Source organism: Streptomyces rimosus (genome assembly GCF_008704655.1).
Taxonomy (GTDB): Bacteria; Actinomycetota; Actinomycetes; order Streptomycetales; family Streptomycetaceae; genus Streptomyces; species Streptomyces rimosus.
In genome coordinates this window covers 7530126-7545852 of record NZ_CP023688.1, presented here as the reverse complement: position 1 = coordinate 7545852, position 15727 = coordinate 7530126, and the positions used below count along the sequence as shown (strand labels likewise).

General features: G+C 72.3%; 15 protein-coding genes and 1 tRNA gene. 7 read left to right on the top strand and 9 right to left on the bottom strand.

Annotation, left to right across the window (positions count from 1 at the left end):
- Positions 1-235: 235 nt before the first annotated feature.
- On the bottom strand, positions 236-943 hold the full coding sequence (locus CP984_RS32990) for a hypothetical protein (protein ID WP_003986761.1): 708 nt from the start codon (positions 941-943) through the stop codon (positions 236-238).
- Positions 944-990: 47 nt separating this feature from the next.
- Here CP984_RS32990 and CP984_RS32985 point away from each other — a divergent pair, with 47 nt between their 5' ends.
- Positions 991-1179, top strand: coding sequence for a DUF5703 family protein (locus CP984_RS32985; RefSeq protein WP_003986762.1), 189 nt, complete (start codon positions 991-993; stop codon positions 1177-1179).
- A 227-nt stretch (positions 1180-1406) separates the two neighbouring features.
- Here the strand turns inward: CP984_RS32985 and CP984_RS32980 are convergent, their stop codons facing one another.
- The 3 genes from CP984_RS32980 to CP984_RS32970 all read right to left on the bottom strand — a co-directional run bounded on the left by CP984_RS32980 (position 1407) and on the right by CP984_RS32970 (position 4160).
- Positions 1407-2267 carry a chaplin gene (locus CP984_RS32980; RefSeq protein ID WP_030178743.1) on the bottom strand — a complete coding sequence of 287 codons (861 nt, stop codon included), beginning with the start codon at positions 2265-2267 and terminating at the stop codon, positions 1407-1409.
- 145 nt (positions 2268-2412) lie between these two features.
- Positions 2413-2646, bottom strand: coding sequence for a chaplin (locus tag CP984_RS32975; RefSeq protein WP_003986764.1), 234 nt, complete (start codon positions 2644-2646; stop codon positions 2413-2415).
- Positions 2647-2834: 188 nt separating this feature from the next.
- On the bottom strand, positions 2835-4160 hold the full coding sequence (locus tag CP984_RS32970; RefSeq protein ID WP_003986765.1) for a M20/M25/M40 family metallo-hydrolase: 1326 nt from the start codon (positions 4158-4160) through the stop codon (positions 2835-2837).
- A gap of 235 nt (positions 4161-4395) precedes the next feature.
- Between CP984_RS32970 and CP984_RS32965 the strand changes: the two genes are divergently transcribed.
- The 5 genes from CP984_RS32965 to CP984_RS32945 all read left to right on the top strand — a co-directional run bounded on the left by CP984_RS32965 (position 4396) and on the right by CP984_RS32945 (position 8088).
- Positions 4396-4480: transfer RNA gene (locus tag CP984_RS32965), tRNA-Leu, on the top strand.
- 121 nt (positions 4481-4601) lie between these two features.
- The gene (locus tag CP984_RS32960; RefSeq protein WP_003986766.1) at positions 4602-5540 is read left to right on the top strand and encodes an NAD-dependent epimerase/dehydratase family protein; all 939 of its coding nucleotides are present in this window, start codon (positions 4602-4604) and stop codon (positions 5538-5540) included.
- A 324-nt stretch (positions 5541-5864) separates the two neighbouring features.
- The gene (locus CP984_RS32955; RefSeq protein ID WP_003986767.1) at positions 5865-6305 is read left to right on the top strand and encodes a helix-turn-helix transcriptional regulator; all 441 of its coding nucleotides are present in this window, start codon (positions 5865-5867) and stop codon (positions 6303-6305) included.
- A gap of 56 nt (positions 6306-6361) precedes the next feature.
- Positions 6362-6883, top strand: coding sequence for an ImmA/IrrE family metallo-endopeptidase (locus tag CP984_RS32950; protein WP_003986768.1), 522 nt, complete (start codon positions 6362-6364; stop codon positions 6881-6883).
- On the top strand, positions 6880-8088 hold the full coding sequence (locus tag CP984_RS32945) for an MAB_1171c family putative transporter (protein WP_050504573.1): 1209 nt from the start codon (positions 6880-6882) through the stop codon (positions 8086-8088). The genes CP984_RS32950 and CP984_RS32945 overlap by 4 nt, the downstream gene beginning before the upstream one ends.
- A 57-nt stretch (positions 8089-8145) precedes the next feature.
- Here the strand turns inward: CP984_RS32945 and CP984_RS32940 are convergent, their stop codons facing one another.
- The 5 genes from CP984_RS32940 to CP984_RS32920 all read right to left on the bottom strand — a co-directional run bounded on the left by CP984_RS32940 (position 8146) and on the right by CP984_RS32920 (position 13992).
- Positions 8146-8997, bottom strand: a complete 852-nt coding sequence (locus tag CP984_RS32940; protein ID WP_030178751.1) for an SMP-30/gluconolactonase/LRE family protein — start codon at positions 8995-8997, stop codon at positions 8146-8148.
- Between the two features lie 64 nt (positions 8998-9061).
- The gene (locus CP984_RS32935; protein ID WP_030178754.1) at positions 9062-10096 is read right to left on the bottom strand and encodes a DUF1611 domain-containing protein; all 1035 of its coding nucleotides are present in this window, start codon (positions 10094-10096) and stop codon (positions 9062-9064) included.
- Positions 10097-10278: 182 nt separating this feature from the next.
- Complete coding sequence (locus CP984_RS32930) at positions 10279-11739, bottom strand: aldehyde dehydrogenase family protein (RefSeq protein WP_003982165.1); 1461 nt, start codon at positions 11737-11739, stop codon at positions 10279-10281.
- A gap of 1 nt (position 11740) precedes the next feature.
- Positions 11741-12838: an acyl-CoA synthetase family protein gene (locus CP984_RS32925; RefSeq protein ID WP_003982164.1), complete on the bottom strand. Its 1098-nt coding sequence runs from the start codon at positions 12836-12838 to the stop codon at positions 11741-11743.
- A 329-nt stretch (positions 12839-13167) separates the two neighbouring features.
- Positions 13168-13992: a class I SAM-dependent methyltransferase gene (locus CP984_RS32920; RefSeq protein WP_003982163.1), complete on the bottom strand. Its 825-nt coding sequence runs from the start codon at positions 13990-13992 to the stop codon at positions 13168-13170.
- A 188-nt stretch (positions 13993-14180) separates the two neighbouring features.
- On the opposite strand from CP984_RS32920, the gene CP984_RS32915 reads away from it, so the two are divergent.
- Entirely contained in the window at positions 14181-15455 is a 1275-nt protein-coding gene (locus CP984_RS32915) for a DegT/DnrJ/EryC1/StrS family aminotransferase (RefSeq protein ID WP_003982162.1), read from the top strand.
- Positions 15456-15727 lie beyond the last annotated feature (272 nt).

The following is a 15727-nucleotide window of genomic DNA, read 5'->3' as shown; positions in this document are numbered from 1 at the left end:
GCCGGGCGACGCTTCCGTACGGAGCCCGGCGGCGCGTCCGTACGAAGCCGGGCGGCGCTTCCCCACGGACACGCGCCGCCCGGCCCCGCCGTCACAGCCCGAGCTACGTCACCGTCCGCCCCGGCCGTAGCGGATCCGACCAAAGACCACCCGGGAAACGGCCGAAGACCGCCCCCGGCCCCGGCCTCCCGGAACTCGGCCGAGCGGGCAGCCGGCCCCTGGGAACGCCCGCCCCTCACCTCTCCCTGTCGAGCCGCTCCAGCACATCGTCGTCGTCCGCGTCGGCTTCCAGGTCCTCGTCGAAGACGGAGCTGACGTCGAAGCGGCACACCACCCGCTGCGGATCGGTCTGGTCGAACGGGGCGGAGAGCCATTCCCCGGGCTCGGGCATCTCATCGGCGGCGACCACCCACAGCGTGGAGTCGCCCTCCTCCAGGCCGAACTCCTTGTGCCGGGTGGCGATCTCGTCCGGTTCGAACTCCCCGAAGAGCACGCCCAGCGCCGCGTGCACGCTGCTGCCGACCACGCCGGCCACCGATCCCGTACCGCCGTTGACCGCCCTGGCCTCGGCCGCGGCGTCGGCGGCCGATTCGGGGTCGAGGTCGGCGATCCGCTGGGCCTGCGCCAGCAGCCGCTGCGGTTCGGCCACCGCGTAGTCCCGCCGGATCAGCACGCTCAGCGCGCTGGGTTCCTCCGGCCCCGCGTAGGCGGGCAGCGTGTCGTTGCCGGGGATCTCGAAGGGAGTGACCTCGTCATAGGTGTCGTACAGCAGCTCGTCGTACGCCTCAGCCGCCGCGGCGAGTTCGTCGAACGCGGCGTAGACGGCGGGGTCGTCCTGGCCCGAGCGGTGTTCGACCGCGTCGAGGTGACGGTCCAGCGCGGCTTTGACCGCCTCGGCGGCGGCACGTACCTCGGCAGCGGAAGGCTGCGCAGCATCAGACATAGTGCAGACGCTATCCGTACCGGGGCCGGTCCCGCACAATAGATGCGATGCCGGAATACGAATTCTGCGATGTGTATGTGCCGCGAGGGGTCTCCCGCAAGGCCGCCACACGCCTGCTGACCGACCATGCCGAGTACGGACACTGGGAGTTGGACCGCCTGCGCCTCAATCCCGACGGCAGCCGCCGGGTGCGGCTGCGCCGCCGGATCATCCGCCAGATCCGCGCGACCTGGTGAGCGGCCACGACCGCCGCGGCACGCGCCGTTCGAGGTGACCGCCGCGCCCGCGGCCCTCGCCCGGACACGGCGGAGCGGGCCCCGCCGACGCGGGGCCCGCTCCGCCGTACCGGTCCGGCGCCGGCGCCGGACCGGTGGAGGACCGGCTGCCCCAGGTCTCGCGGGTGACCGGTCCTGACTGCACATGCCGTACGCGAGCGGGTCCGCTGGGCCCGCTCGCGTGCCCGTCAGCGGCGTGCGGAACGCGCGCGGCGGTAGAGCACGGCACCGCCGATCAGCAGGCCCGCGCTCGCCGGCAGCGCGAGGCCGAGCGCACCAGCGCCGGTCTGGGCGAGGTTCCCCTCCTCCTCGCCCGCCGCCTTGCCCTGCTTGGGCGGGGTGACGATCTGCGTATGCGGGGCGGACTCCTCCAGCTGGGCGCGCGGCCCTCGTTCCTGCACGGCGCCCGCCGTGTCCGTCGTGTGCGGCGCCTGCCGTTCCGACGGGGTCACCGGTTCGCCCGCGCGGTCATCGGCCGGGGTGGCGGGGCCGCCCGGCTTCTGCGGGCCGTCGCCGGACGGCCGCGGGTCCCGCGGGCCCGGGCGGTTCGGCGCCGGGTGGTCGGTACCGGTTCCGGTGCCGTCGCCGGTGCTGCTGCCGTCCGCGGCGCAGCCGTTGGCGTTGACGGGGTTGCCGAGTCCGACAACGTTGACGGAATTCCCGCAGGCGTTGACCGGCGCGTGGATCGGCGCCTGTACCTGGTTGCCCGAGGCGATGCCCGGTGAGCCCTGCGCCGAGCCCTGCGCGCCGGAACCGCCCTGGCCCTTGCCGTGCCGCCGGTCACCGTGCGCGCCGCCATGGGAACCGCCGTCGCCGCCGCACCCGTTCCCCATGGCGGGATTCAGCAGCCCGACGACGTTCGCGGAATTTCCGCAGGCTTGCACCGGGATGTCCACGGGGAGTTGGCCGGTATTTCCTGCCAACACCCCCGGGGAATGCGCCGCATTCCCCTGCGCACCGGCATCCGCGTGCGCGTAGCCGCTCGCGACGGCCAGTACGCCGCTCGCTGCCGCCATCGTGATCAGGCCCTTTTTCCCGACCTGTCGCATAGGTTCGCTCTCCCCTGCCATTGACCTGCCGAATGACCCGCGGAACGCCGGGCGTCCGCGCGCCGGAACAACCGTCGGCTCCGGAGTGCATGGCGCGCACTCCGGAGCCGACCGGGATTACAGCCTTACGGGTTCAGGCACCGCGTCAGTCGTTGACGCAGGTGTTGCCAAAGGCAGGGTTCAGCAGCCCGATGATGTCAATCGTGTTGCCGCACAGGTTGATCGGCACGTGGATCGGGATCTGGACGGCGTTGCCCGAAATGACGCCCGGGGAGTTCAGGGCGGCGCCCTGCGTCCCCGCGTCGGCGACGGCGATGCCCGCGCCGGCGAGCACCAGACCACCGGTGGCAGCCGCGGCGGCGACGACCTTCTTGATCATTATTCCTCCTTGTTGGCAATGCGGTCCCAGCCGCGGACCGCACCCTCTGCAACGAGGAGAAGGTGATGAAGCTACGAGCCTATGACGGCATTCACTCGTTCCGGCTAAATACGCACGCCTGGGCGATTGCCCGGACTGCGTGCGAGGCCGGGCGGGGGAAGTCCCGTGCGCCGGCACGGGAATTCACCTCAGCTCTGCTCGATGAACCGGTCGAGCACGCGCGTCCCGAACTTCAGTCCGTCCACCGGTACCCGCTCGTCCACGCCGTGGAACATTCCGGCGAAGTCCAGCTCCGGCGGGAGCCGCAGCGGCGCGAAACCGAAGCACCGGATTCCGAGGTCGTCGAACGACTTCGCGTCCGTACCGCCGGAGAGCATGTACGGAACGGCCCGCGCGATCGGGTCCTCGGCCTTCAGTGCCGACTGCATGGCGGCCACCAGGGGGCCGTCGAAACCGGTTTCCAGTGCCTTGTCGGCATGAATGTCCTCGCGCTTGACCCGCGGGCCGAGAATTCGGTCCAGATCGGCGAGGAATTCCTCCTCGTGGCCGGGCAGGAACCGGCCGTCGACGGCCGCGGTCGCCTGGCCCGGGATGACGTTGACCTTGTAACCGGCGCCCAGTTGGGTCGGCGCCGCGGTGTTCTGCAGCGTGGCACCGATGATCTTGGCGATGCCGCCCAGCTTGGCGAGGGTCTCCTCCATGTCCTCCGGGTCCAGCTCGGTGCCCAGGGCGTCCGACAGCTCGTCCAGGAAGGACCGTACGGTCTTGGTCACCCGCACCGGGAACTTGTGCCGCCCGAGCCGCCCGACCGCCTCGCACAGCTCGGTGATCGCGTTGTCGCTGTTGGTCATCGAGCCGTGACCGGCGGTGCCGTCCACGGTGAGCCGCATCCAGTGCATGCCCTTCTGGGCCGTCTCGATCAGATACAGCCGCAGGTTCTCGTTGACGGTGAAGGAGAAGCCGCCGACCTCGCCGATGGCCTCCGTCACCCCTTCGAAGATCCCGGGATGCTTGTCGACGAGGTGGCGGGCGCCGTAGACGCCGCCGGCCTCCTCGTCGGCGAGGAAAGCCAGCACGATGTCGCGCGGCGGCTTGCGGCCGGAGCGCAGCCGGTCGCGGACGACCGCGAGCGTCATCGCGTCCATGTCCTTCATGTCGACCGCGCCGCGGCCCCACACGCACCCGTCCGCGATCTCCCCGGAGAAGGGGTGGTGGGTCCAGTCCGCCGCGTTGGCGGGCACCACGTCGGTGTGGCCGTGGATGAGCAGCGCGGGCCGCGACGGGTCCGCGCCCTCGATGCGGGCCACGGTGGAGGCGCGGCCCTTGTGCGACTCGATGATCTGCGGCTCCAGGCCGACCTCGGCGAGCTTCTCCGCCACATACTCGGCGGCGGCCCGCTCACCCGGCCCGGAGTGGTCGCCGTAGTTGCTGGTATCGATCCTGATCAGGTCCCGGCACAGGTCGACGACCTCGTCCTCGCCGGTGACCGTACGGGCCGGCTGCGACTCGCTCACACTGCCTCCTCATGGTTCACGGCCGCGCCGTCCTCCCGAAGGGGGCCCGGACCGCGGCGGGGGTCCACCGCCATCCTCCCCCTCGTCGGCGCTGCGCCCAAGGCCGCAATACTCCCGACACATCCGCTGGTCACGGGCGCACCCCTGGCGCGGTCCGCCCGTGATCGACCACCCCTGAACGTTTGCTATTGTTTTCCATGTCGGAACGGCCGAGGGCCGGACCGGCAGACACCTGGTCCGGGTGGCGGAATGGCAGACGCGCTAGCTTGAGGTGCTAGTGCCCTTTATCGGGCGTGGGGGTTCAAGTCCCCCCTCGGACACAAGACAGAAGACCCCAGCCCACCTGGGGTCTTCCGCGTTTCGCGGGCCCCGTCCCGGCTTGTTCCCCGAACGTGACCGAGATCGCCGTTGGGCGCCCCGTCCGCTCGCTAGCCTTCGCGCATGGGTGTTCACGTCGTCATAGGTTTCGGCCCCGCCGGGGCGGCCACGGCTCGGCTGCTGGTCGAAAAGGGGCATTCTGTACGGGTCGTCACGCGGTCGGGCAGGCCGGCCGAGCCGGGGATCGAGCAGGTCGCGCTGGACGCGGCGGTTCCGGAGCGGCTGGCGGAGGCCGCGCAGGGTGCGACCGCGCTCTACAACTGCGCCTCGCCGCCGTACCACCACTGGGCGCGTGACTGGCCGCCGCTCGCCGCGTCGGTGAACCACGCGGCCGAGCAGACCGGCGCGGTCCTCGTCCTGCTGGGCAATCTGTACGGATACGGACCGGTCCAGGGTGAGCTGACCGAGGATCTGCCCCTGGCCGCGACGGGGACCAAGGGCCGCATCCGGGCCGACATCTGGGAGCAGGCGCTGAGCCTGCACGAGAAGGGCCGCATCCGGGTCGCCGAGGTGCGCGCGTCGGACTTCTTCGGTCCGGGCGTGACCGACGGCGGTCATCTGGCCTCCCGGGTCGTCCCGCGTCTCCTGGAGGGCAAGCCGGTTTCCGTTCTCGGCGATCCGGACGCGCCGCACAGCTGGACCTACCTCCCCGACGTGGCGAGGACGCTGATCGAGGTCGCGGAACGGGAGAGCGCCTGGGGCCGGGCCTGGCACGTGCCGACCGTGCCGCCGCTGTCCATCAGGGAGATGACCGGCAGGCTCGCGGGACAGGCGCGGGTGCGGCCGGTTCCGGTACGGCGGCTGCCGTCGGCGGCGCTGCGCGTGGCGTCGTTCGTATCGCCGCTGCTGCGGGAGCTCCAGGAGGTCCGTTACCAGTTCGACCGGCCGTTCGTGATGGACTCGTCGGCGTACCGCGAGGCGTTCGGCGCGGACGCGACACCGCTCGACCATCAGCTCGCGGCGACGGTGGACTGGTGGCGGGCGCGTCTGGCTCGCGCATGAGCCGACCGCATTTCAGAAGAAAGAAGGAGAAGGGGGAAAAAGAGTGGCTGAGCGGACAACTGCGTACACCCGCAAGGACCGCACGCCGGATCTGTACGTTCCGCGGCTCATCGCGTCGGCGCCGTGCGACCGTGGCGACCGGCCGCCGCCGCGACGAGCTCTCCCTCATGCGGACACCCCCGTCGTCCGCGTGAGTGGACATGGAAACCACTCTGTTCATCTCCGCTAACGCGATCCCGACGTTAAGTGCAAGCCAGGGTCCTGTCAACTAGGATGAGTTGGCACTCCGAGGCAGCTCACCCCGGCGCATGAGAAGGAGCCCCGATGTCGTCACTGGCCGGGAAGGTCGACAAGCTGTTCACCACGATCCGCGCGAACGGCCGCGAATACACCTACGAGGAAGTCGCGCGCGGATGTAGTGAGTTGAGCGGCGGTACGTTCTCCAAGACGTACGTCTGGCAGCTGCGCACCGGCCAGCGCACCAACCCCACCAAGCGCCACCTGGAGGCCCTCGCGGCGTTCTTCCGGGTGCCGGTGGCGTACTTCTTCGACGACGACACCGCCGACCGGGTCGACTCCCAGCTCGCCCTCGCCTCGGCGATGGGCAACGCCGAGGTCCGTGACATCGCGCTGCGCGCCATGAGCATGGACGACTCCGGCCGCAAGTCCCTGGCCCGCATCATCCGCGAGGTCAGCAAGATGCACGCCACCACGGCCGCGGCGCGCGGCCGGCAGCCGAACGAGCCGGTCGACAGCGAGGAGTAGTGCTCCGGATGCCTTTCCCCTGGCGTGGCCGCCACGGCAGAGGGTCTTCTTCCGGGATGAAGGCCCTGCGCCGGCAGTGCCGGGAAAAGCTGGCTTCGTACGGACTCCCGCCCGCGTACGACCTTCCGCTGCTGTGCGACCACCTGGCCCGGGTGCGGGACCGGGAGATCCAGCTGGTGGCCATGCCGATGGGCACCTCGGGGCCGTGCGGGCTGTGGCTGTCCTTCCCGGGCACGGACTACGTCGTCTACGAGGCGCACACCAGCCGGCACCACCAGGAGCACATCATCGCCCACGAGCTGGCCCATATGATCTGCGGCCACCACGGTGTGGGCGTGGCCGGTGAGGACCACGGCACCCAGCTCTTCCCGGACCTCGACCCCACCCTCGTACAGGACCTGCTGTACCGCGAGAACTACTCGGACGCCCAGGAACAGGAAGCCGAGGTCATGGCCTTTCTCCTCGGGGAGCGGCTGCGGGCCGGAACCCGCCGCGGGGGCGCGGACGCGCCGGACCCCAACAGTGTGCTGGGCCGTATCCACGGTTCGCTGAACTGGCGCCGCGAGGACGGTTCATGACCGGCATCACCCACATCCGGTACCCGATCGCCGCGCTCGCCTGCTGGATCGCGTTCGCCTACACCCTCGTGCCCCTGCTGCGCGGGCAGCGCCGCAACGCCGGTCTGATCGCGCTGTGCGCCTCGTTCGGCTGCCAGGGCATGTACCTGTCCATGTCCACCCCGGCCCGCTGGACGGGCACCCTGTTCGGCACCATCACCTGGTACAACGTCTCGGTCCAGCTGTGGATCATCGCCGTGCTGGCCTGTCAGCAGATCCTTCTCATCCACTGGATACATCCCCGGGCCGAGGCGCGTGTGCGGGCCCGGCGGCGGCTGCTGCTCCTCGCGGTGGTGCCGGTGACGATGGTGGTGCTGTTCTTCCTGGCGACCCTCCAGGGGCCGCCCCGCAATGTCTTCACCCACCCCGGCGACCAGCCGTTCTTCGTCGCCTATCAGGCCGCGTACCTCACCGCGTTCGTGGTCGGCAAGGTCCTGGTGGCCCGCGCCTGCTGGCACTTCGCCAAGCTCACCGACCACCGCTGGGTGCGCCGCGGGCTGCGCATCGCGGCGGCCGGCGCGGTCATCGAGCTGGTCTACCCGGCCGGGCGGTACGCCGACGTCTTCCTCGCGCAGTACGGCTGGAACCCGATGCGCTGGTCCGATGTGTCCCGTACGACCCTGACCATCGGCATGGTCCTGAACATCGTCGGCTGGACCGCCCCGCTGTGGGGGCCGCGGGTCTCCGCCGCCCGCAGTTGGCTGGCCGACTACCGCAGTTACCGGCTGCTGCGCCCGCTGTGGCAGGCGCTGCACCAGGCGCATCCGGAGATCTCCCTGCCGTCCAGCACGGGCAGCGACCTGTCGGCCCTGTACGACCTGCGATTCCACCTCCACCGCCGGGTGATCGAGATCCGGGACGGCTGTCTGGCGCTGCGCGGGCACCACGGTGATCCGGGCGCGGTGCTGATGCCGGGGCTGGGGGCCGCGGCGGAGCGGCACGCGGAGGTGGAGGCGGCGCACATCGCGGCGGCGCTGGCGGCCGGGCCGCGGCCGCCGGGGCCCGAGGACGATCCGGCCGCGGCGGAGGGGCCGTCGGGCCCGGACGGGGTGCCGGCGCCCGCCGCGGCGGGCGGCCCGGACTTCTCCGCCGACGTGGCGTGGCTGGTCGAGGTCTCCCGCGCGTTCGCCCGGATGCGGCCCGCGGTGGCACGGGCCGGGCAGTGACCGTACGCGTACGGGCCGGGTGATCACCGTACGGCCGTCCCCGGCCCCACCCGCCCGCTACCCCGCGAACGCCACCCCCGGCAGCCCCTGGCCCACTCCGGGCACCACGAACAGATTGCCCGCTTCCGGCTCGGCGTCGCCCAGGTCGCGGCGGGCCGAGGTGACGTAGAGGTCGGTCAGGTCGGGGCCGCCGAAGCCGCAGGCGGTGGTCAGCGAGGCGGGGAAGGTGATCTCGCGGTCCAGCCGGCCGTCCGGGGCGTAGCGTCGGACCGCTCCCCCGCGGAAGAGCGCCACCCACACGCCGCCGTCGGTGTCGGCGCACATGCCGTCCGGCACGCCGTCGGTACCGGTGATCTCGGCGAACATCCGGCGGTTGGCGGCCTTGCCGGTGTCGAGGTCGTAGTCGAAGACGTCGATGCGGCGGGTCGGGGTGTCGACGTAGTACATACGGGTCGCGTCCGGGCTCCAGGTGATGCCGTTGCTGAGCCGTACGCCGGTGGCCGCGGTGTGCCTCGTGCCGTCGGCGTCGACGCGCGCCAGCCAGCCGGGCGCGGTCTCCCCCGCGATGGTGCCCACCCACAGGCGGCCGCGGCCGTCGATGCTCGCGTCGTTGCCGCGTACGCCCTGCTCCGGCCACTCGGTCAGCCAGCGGCGGGTGCCGTCCTGGCCGGTGACCGCGACGCCGTCGCGCAGGCTCAGGACGAGGCCGCCGTCCGCCCGGGGCAGCGCGGCCGCCACCGGCTGGCCGATCTCGGTGACGGTGTCGGCGCCGTCGGCGGGGTGGTAGCGGTGGATCCCGCCGTTGTTCATGTCCACCCACAGCAGCGTGCCGTCGGCGGCGTCCCAGGTCGGGCATTCGGCAAAGTGCGCCCGTACGGCCAGGGCGACTTCAACACTCACGGTGCACATTCTCCTCGGAACGGGGATCACGGGCCGGGCGCCGCTCCCGGAACCGGCCCGGGAGCGGCCCGGTTCATCCGGACAGTACGGGGCCGAGCGCGTCCATCAGCACCGCCGTGCCGTCCCCGTCGAGCACGTCGACGACGGGCAGGCCCAGGGAGCGCAGGCTGTCGACGTTCTCCCGGCCGCGGGTGGCGACGGCGACGACCGGGGCGCCGCCCAGCTCCTCCACGATGCGGATCTCGCGGCGCGGGTCGTGCACGGGCAGGTGCTCCCAGTGGTAGCGCCGGGAGCGGCGCGGGTCGTGCACGAAGACCACGGCGTCGGGCTGCGAGCCCTGGAGGATCGCGGTGGCCAGGCCGCCGAAGGCCGGGTGGAGCACGGATGCCTGGCCCTTGATGATCAGCAGGTCGTGCCGGGGGTCGGCGCGCTGCACCAGGTGCTCGACGAGTCCGGCCGCCTGGAAGACGGGCGTACGGTCGATGATCGCGCCTTCCGTGCAGCCGGCCAGCAGGCAGGTCTGGCCGGTGCCGACATACCCGGAGTCGATACCGCGCGCCTGTGCCTCCCGGTGCAATTGGAGGGCGACGGTCCGCTTTCCCACGACACAGTCACTGCCCGCCACATGCACCAGTTTGGCGCGGGACCGCTGGAGACGGCCGGAATACTTTGGCAACTCGTCGTACGGGCGGCGGACATCGACCAGCTGCTGGCCCTCCGCCGTCTTATCGGCGAATTCCGTGTGACGCAGCTGGAGGTGGAGGCAGGAAATCACGTGCAGGCCGTTGCGTACGGCGGTGGCGATCTGCTCCCACCAGAATTCCGGGAGGTCTCCGGGCTGCCGCGGCGCGTGCTTCACCTCGCCGTCCACCACCTCGACGTGGTCGGACTCGGTCATCGCGATGACCAGCGCTTCCGGCTGGAAACGCAGGGCCTCCTCCAGCGAGGAGACGACCGGCACGTCGGTGCCGGGCACCACGGAAGCGGTGCTGCCGGAGGTGTGCAGGCGATCGACGACCGCCACCGCTTCGAGAACGGTGCTGTGCCGCAGCACCCCCTGCGCCGTCTTGCCTTCGAGAAGGCCGAAAACTCCGTCGGCGAAGAGCACGGAACGAAGCGGAAGCCGCGGAAACCCGGAAAGGACCATACCCGGAACCCTACCCACCGGAACTTCCGCGGGGAACGCCGAAGGTGTCGCCGGCGAAAGCGGGTTGGTGTCCGGACAAAGGCAAAGAGGCCGCCCGGTCGCCCGCTTTCCGGCGCGGTGTTCCGCATCCCCGTAACGGCCCGTCACCTCACCGGCCCGCGCAGCGCCGCCTCCCCGGCGAAGGTCTTCGACTCCCGCAGGAATTCGGCCAGGGCCCCGTCGTGCGGCAGGCCCGGGCGGGACCAGTGGGTGGGCACGGCGCCCCAGTGGGTGTTGCGGATCAGCGGGCTCGCCACGCACTCGCGTACGAGGTCCGCGTCCTCGCTCAGCACCGTGAGGGCCAGGGTCCGGCCGAACGCGGCGGGGCGCAGCTCCGGTTCCCAGGGTGCCACGGCGGCGTACGGGAAGGGCAGTTCGACGCCGAACCGCGGGTCCCGCGCGCTGTCGAGCGGGACCACGACGGGCCGCAGGACGGCGCTGCCGTCGCCCAGGTCGGCGAGGAACCGGTCGGCGGGGTCCGCGTCCGGTCCCGCCGGGCGCGGGCCGACGCTCTCGTGCAACTGCTCCGCGAGGCGCCGGGCCTCGTCCAGCGGCCGTACGGGCAGGGCCGCGTCGGGGTGGCCCGGCGGCAGCAGCGGGAGGCGGGCGAGCCGTTCGGCCAGGGCGTGCGCGAGGCCCGGCGCGTCGTCCTCGCACAGGACGGCGCTGGCGTTGAGGCACTGCACCCCGGCGTCGGCGGCGACCGAGTCGGCGACGGTGTCCAGGTGGGACCGCCAGGGCACGTCCCGGGTGATCAGGACCTTCGAACGGCCGGGACCCTGCGCCAGCACCCGCCGGCTGTCGGCGTACCGGGCGACGACGGAGTCACCGCCGTAGACCAGGCCGAGGTCGGCCCCGTCCACGAGGGCCTCCGCGTGCGCGTGAGTGGTCGGCAGCAGCGCCACGTACCCGGGCGCGAGACCGGCCTCGCGCAGGGCCCGCACGAGCCGCCGCGGCGTGAACGGGTCGCGCTGGGAGGGGCGTACGGCCACCCGGTAGCCCAGGGCGAGGGCGCCCAGCCACTCCACATGGGTGGCCGGGTGATTGCCGGGCGCCAGGACGCCGAGGACATCGCCCTTGCGTACCCACACCGCCGCCGCCCCGGCACTCGTCCGCCCCGCGGCGGCCAGATCGCCGAAGGACAGGTCCTCGAACGGTACGGCCCCGGAGGGGCGCTGCGCGGTCAGGGTGTCCGCCGCGGCCCGCCCGGCCAGCGCCACCCGGTCCAGGGTGCGGCGGGCGACGGAGGCGGGCAGCCCGGAGACCAGTGCCTGACGGCGGCAGTACATGCCGGGGGTCTCGCCGTCCAGGGTCGCCGTCACGAACAGCTCCCCCGCCCGCGCGAGAGCCGCGAGGCGCTCGTCCGCCGCCTGGCCGGGCGCGGCGCGCATCTCGTTGATCACCTGGCGGATCAGCAGGGGCGGCGCGAGGGAGAGTTCGCCGACCGGGCGGCCGGTGACGTCGGTGAGGGGGGTGCGGTTGGCGGAACGGTACGGTCCCGAGGGCCGCTCGACGCCGATGTCGCAGCCGGTGCCGTCCAAAGTGACCGCCGCGTCGTCCGCCATCTCAGTACACCCCCTCGATGATCTTCGCGCCGCCGTCGGTGAAGGGCCGCACATCGGCCACGCCGTCGCCCGCGTAGCCCGCCACCGGCGCGACCCGGACCGCGATGTCCCGTTCGAGGACGTACGGCAGCAGCAGCTCCGGGCTCAGTTGGCGCATGCACACCCGCCCGTGCTCGCCGTACGCCACCTCGCGCGACAGGTCGTCCGGGTCGAGCAGGGACAGGTGCACGTACGGGTGGAAGGGCTGGAAGACGCACGCATGGGTGTCGCCCGGGACGGTGGGCCGCTGCGGCGCCCCGCCCATCATTGTGTTGCCGTACAGGCCGCCGAAGGCCGCGCCGGGGAAGACCTCGTCGGACAGCAGCCGGAGCGTCTCGGGGTCCATCGAGGTGCCGCCCCACATGATCCCGCGCACCTGGTCGCGGACGAGCCCCGCCAGGCGCGGGCGTTCGGCGATCGCCTCCAGGAGGGGCGGCGTCGCGTACAGCAGGGAGACGTGCTGCGAGGCGAGCACCCGCTCGGCCTGGTCGAGGAGGTGGTCGACGTAGTGCCGGGCGAGGTCGGTGTGGCCGTCCCGCAGACACCGGCGCACCCAGCGCGGGTCGAAGTCGACCGGGAAGAACACCGCGCCGCGCAGCCGGGCGAGTTCGCGCAGCACCTCGGCGACGACATGCGGCCCGGTGGGGCCGAGGAAGAGCAGATTGCCGTCGTGCGAGGGGAAGCCGCGCTGGTCCAGGACCTTTGACCACCAGCGGGTGTTACGGGCCCACTGGCCGAGGTCGACGGTGCGTTTGGGCGCGCCGGTGGTGCCCCCGCTCTCCCAGACGGCGGGCGGCCGGCCGAGGCCGCGCAGGCCGGCGGGCAGCAGATCCTCGACCGGTACGTCCCGCCATTCGTCGCTGACGTCGGGGAAGCGGTTCAGGTCGGCGACGGTGGTGATGTCCTTGCGCGGGTCGAAGGGCAGCGAGGCGGCGCGCTCCACCCAGAACCGGGAGCCGGTGGCGGGGTCGAAGTGCCACTCCATGGCCGCCGCCACGACGGCGTCGGCGGAGGGCAGTTCGTGCCAGGGCGTGCCGAGTACGGCGTCCACGTCGCGCATGCTGGGTCACCTTTCTGCTGGTTTGTACTGGCTTTGCGGCCAACCGCCGGGGGTGGGCGGCGCCCGGCGGACCCGATCCACCGGATCATGGGATGTTTGTCGGCGCAATGCGGCCCTGGGCATTCCGGCTTGAAGCGCGCGGGGGGCTGGCCGGAACCGTATCCCCGCTGCTGAACGGGCGGAATGCGGATCCGCTGCCCCCAGCCCCATGGATTCCGCTTCCGCCGCGCGCTCACACCCGCATACGGCACCGGCCCGTACGACGACCCGGGCCGTACGGCTTCGAGCCGTACGCCGCCCCGAGCCGTACCCCTCAGCCTCTCAGTCCCTCAGCCCTTCACCGCACGCAACGCGAACAGCAGCGGGATGCGCGGCTTCTCCGGCGGCAGCCGCCACCAGCCGTTCTCCGCCTGCTCCATCGCCTCGAAGCGCTTCCAGGGCAGCAGGTCCGTCTCGCGCAGCAGGTCCACCGCCAGCCCCGCGCCGACCAGCGCGCCGACCGTCTCCCCGAGGCCGTGCCGCCACTCGTAACTGGTCGTCGCGCCCTCGACGGGCGGCCCGTCGGTGTACGTGTACGGCGTGTCGCTGCGGATGGCGCCCCGGCCCTCCAGGTAGTCGTGGGCGAGCACCAGTTGCTCGTCGCCGGGCGCGCGTCCCGGGTCGGGAGCGGGCCCCAGGGAGTTGAGCAGCGGGTGGAACTCCACCACGTACAGCATGCCGCCCGGCCGCAGCAGCCCGGCGATCACCTGCGCCCACCGCGAGAGGTCGGGCAGATAGCAGAGCGCGCCCTTACCCGTGTACACCACGTCGAAGCGGCGGCCGTCCAGGACCTCGGCGGCCCGGTACACATCGGCCTGAACGAACTCGATGTCCCGCCCGCTGTCCGCCGCCAGCCGCCGCGCCTGCTCCAGGGCCGCGCCGGAGAAGTCCAGGCCGACGGTGTGCGCCGCGCCCCGCTCGGCGAACGCCTGCGTCTCGGTGCCCAGGTGGCACTGGAGATGCAGGACGTCCCGGCCCGCCAGGGGCCCGAGGTCGTCCCACTCGAACGGTGCGAACCAGTCGTCGGCGGTACGCGTGCCGTCCAGACCGTAGAAAGCGCTGGCCACGTGCACCGGCGTACGGGCGTCCCAGTTCGCCTGATTGGCACGGATCATGGCATCGGTCGCCGGAGAATCCCCGGCCGCGGCGCCGGCCGTCGGGGCGCCGGTCCCGGGAAGAGCACTGTCATCAGTAGTCACAGCGGCCTCTCTACCCCTCCGCGCCCGAACAGATGCCCAATACGGGGCGCTGCGAGTCAGGCACAGGGCGTCGCCGTGCGTCTCTCCTTGTGAGGAGGTGTGCGGTGTATCCACCGAAGAACTTCGACATCGGGTGGCCGGATCTCGCCTACGGGGTGGCGGCCTGCGGACGCGAGGGCGACGCGGACCGGTGGGCGGCGACTGTGGAAAGGCGGTTCGCGGAGGGAGGGGCGGCACGTGCGACAGCGGGCGCCGCCCACCCGGACGGCAAAGGCAGCCCCTCCCCTGGTCGTCCCTGCCCCTGCCTGACCACCCTCTCCGTACGCAGCGCGCTGGACCTGGCCCTGACCGCCGCCTCACTGCCACGCGGCAGTGAGGTGCTGATGTCCGCCGTCACGATCCCCGACATGTGGCGCATCGTCACCGAACACGGACTGGTGCCGGTACCGGTGGACCTCGACGCGGGCACCCTCCTGCCCACCGCCGAGCAGTGGGCGGCGGCCGCCACCGAGCGCACGCGCGCCGTCGTCGTCGCCCACCTCTTCGGCACCCAGGCCCCACTGGGCCCGCTGGCGGAGCTGGCCGCCCGGCACGGCTGGCTGCTGATCGAGGACTGCGCCCAGGCGTACAGCGGTCCGGGCTTCCGGGGCAGCCCGGACGCCGACGTGTCACTGTTCAGCTTCGGCCCGCTCAAGACCGCCACGGCGCTGGGCGGCGCGGTGGCCGTCGTACGGAAGCCGGACCTGCTGGCGGCGATGCGCGCGCTGCACCGGGAGTGGCCGGTGCAGACACGGGACGCGCAGGCCCGCCGGGTCGCCAAGTACGCCCTGCTCGCGCTGCTCACCACACGGCCGGTCTACACCGGCCTGGTCAACGCCACCGGCTTACTGGGACACGACACCGCGAGCGGCCTCCAGGACACGGTCGGCGCCTTCGCCGGTACGGATCTCATGCCGGCGATCCGGCAGCGCCCCGGCCCCGCACTGCTGGACCTCCTGGACCGGCGGCTCAGCGCCCAGGACACCGCGCGGACAGTGGCCGAGCGGGCCGAGGTGGCACGACGCCTGGTGACCCGCCTGCCCGACCCGTCCCCGGTCTACGGCGCGACCGCCCCCGTACACACGTACTGGCTCTGCGCCGTCCCCACGCCCGACCCCGACGCGACCACCGCCCGGCTGCGCTCCGCGGGCTTCGACGCGGCACGCCCCACTTCCCTCGGCGCCGTCCCCGCCCCACCCGACCGCCCCCAGGGCGCCCGAACCGCCGCCCACCTCATACGACACGCCGTCTGCCTCCCCCTACGCCCCACCATGTCGGACCGAACCCTGGACCGCATGGCAGCCGTACTGGATCCGGAGGACTGGGGCGGGGGCCGATGAGGTGCGTCAGCTCAGTCCTTCGGCCTCCGCGGAGGCGCAGGAAAACGACGTCATAGCCACGACGGACCGGGTCTTGGGGCTCGTGGGGCGGGGCGAACCGTTTTTGGGATGTGCGACGCCACGTTCGCGGTGGCACGCGCATCCGCAACGGCGGACCAACAGCAGGCCGTACGAGTGCGGAAGCGGCACGTCGCCCCCGGTCTGCCTGCACTCGCCGTGCAGGTCCTCGTATCCGCGATGTTTCGCCAGCGTGCATTCGGCTGACAGCGTCT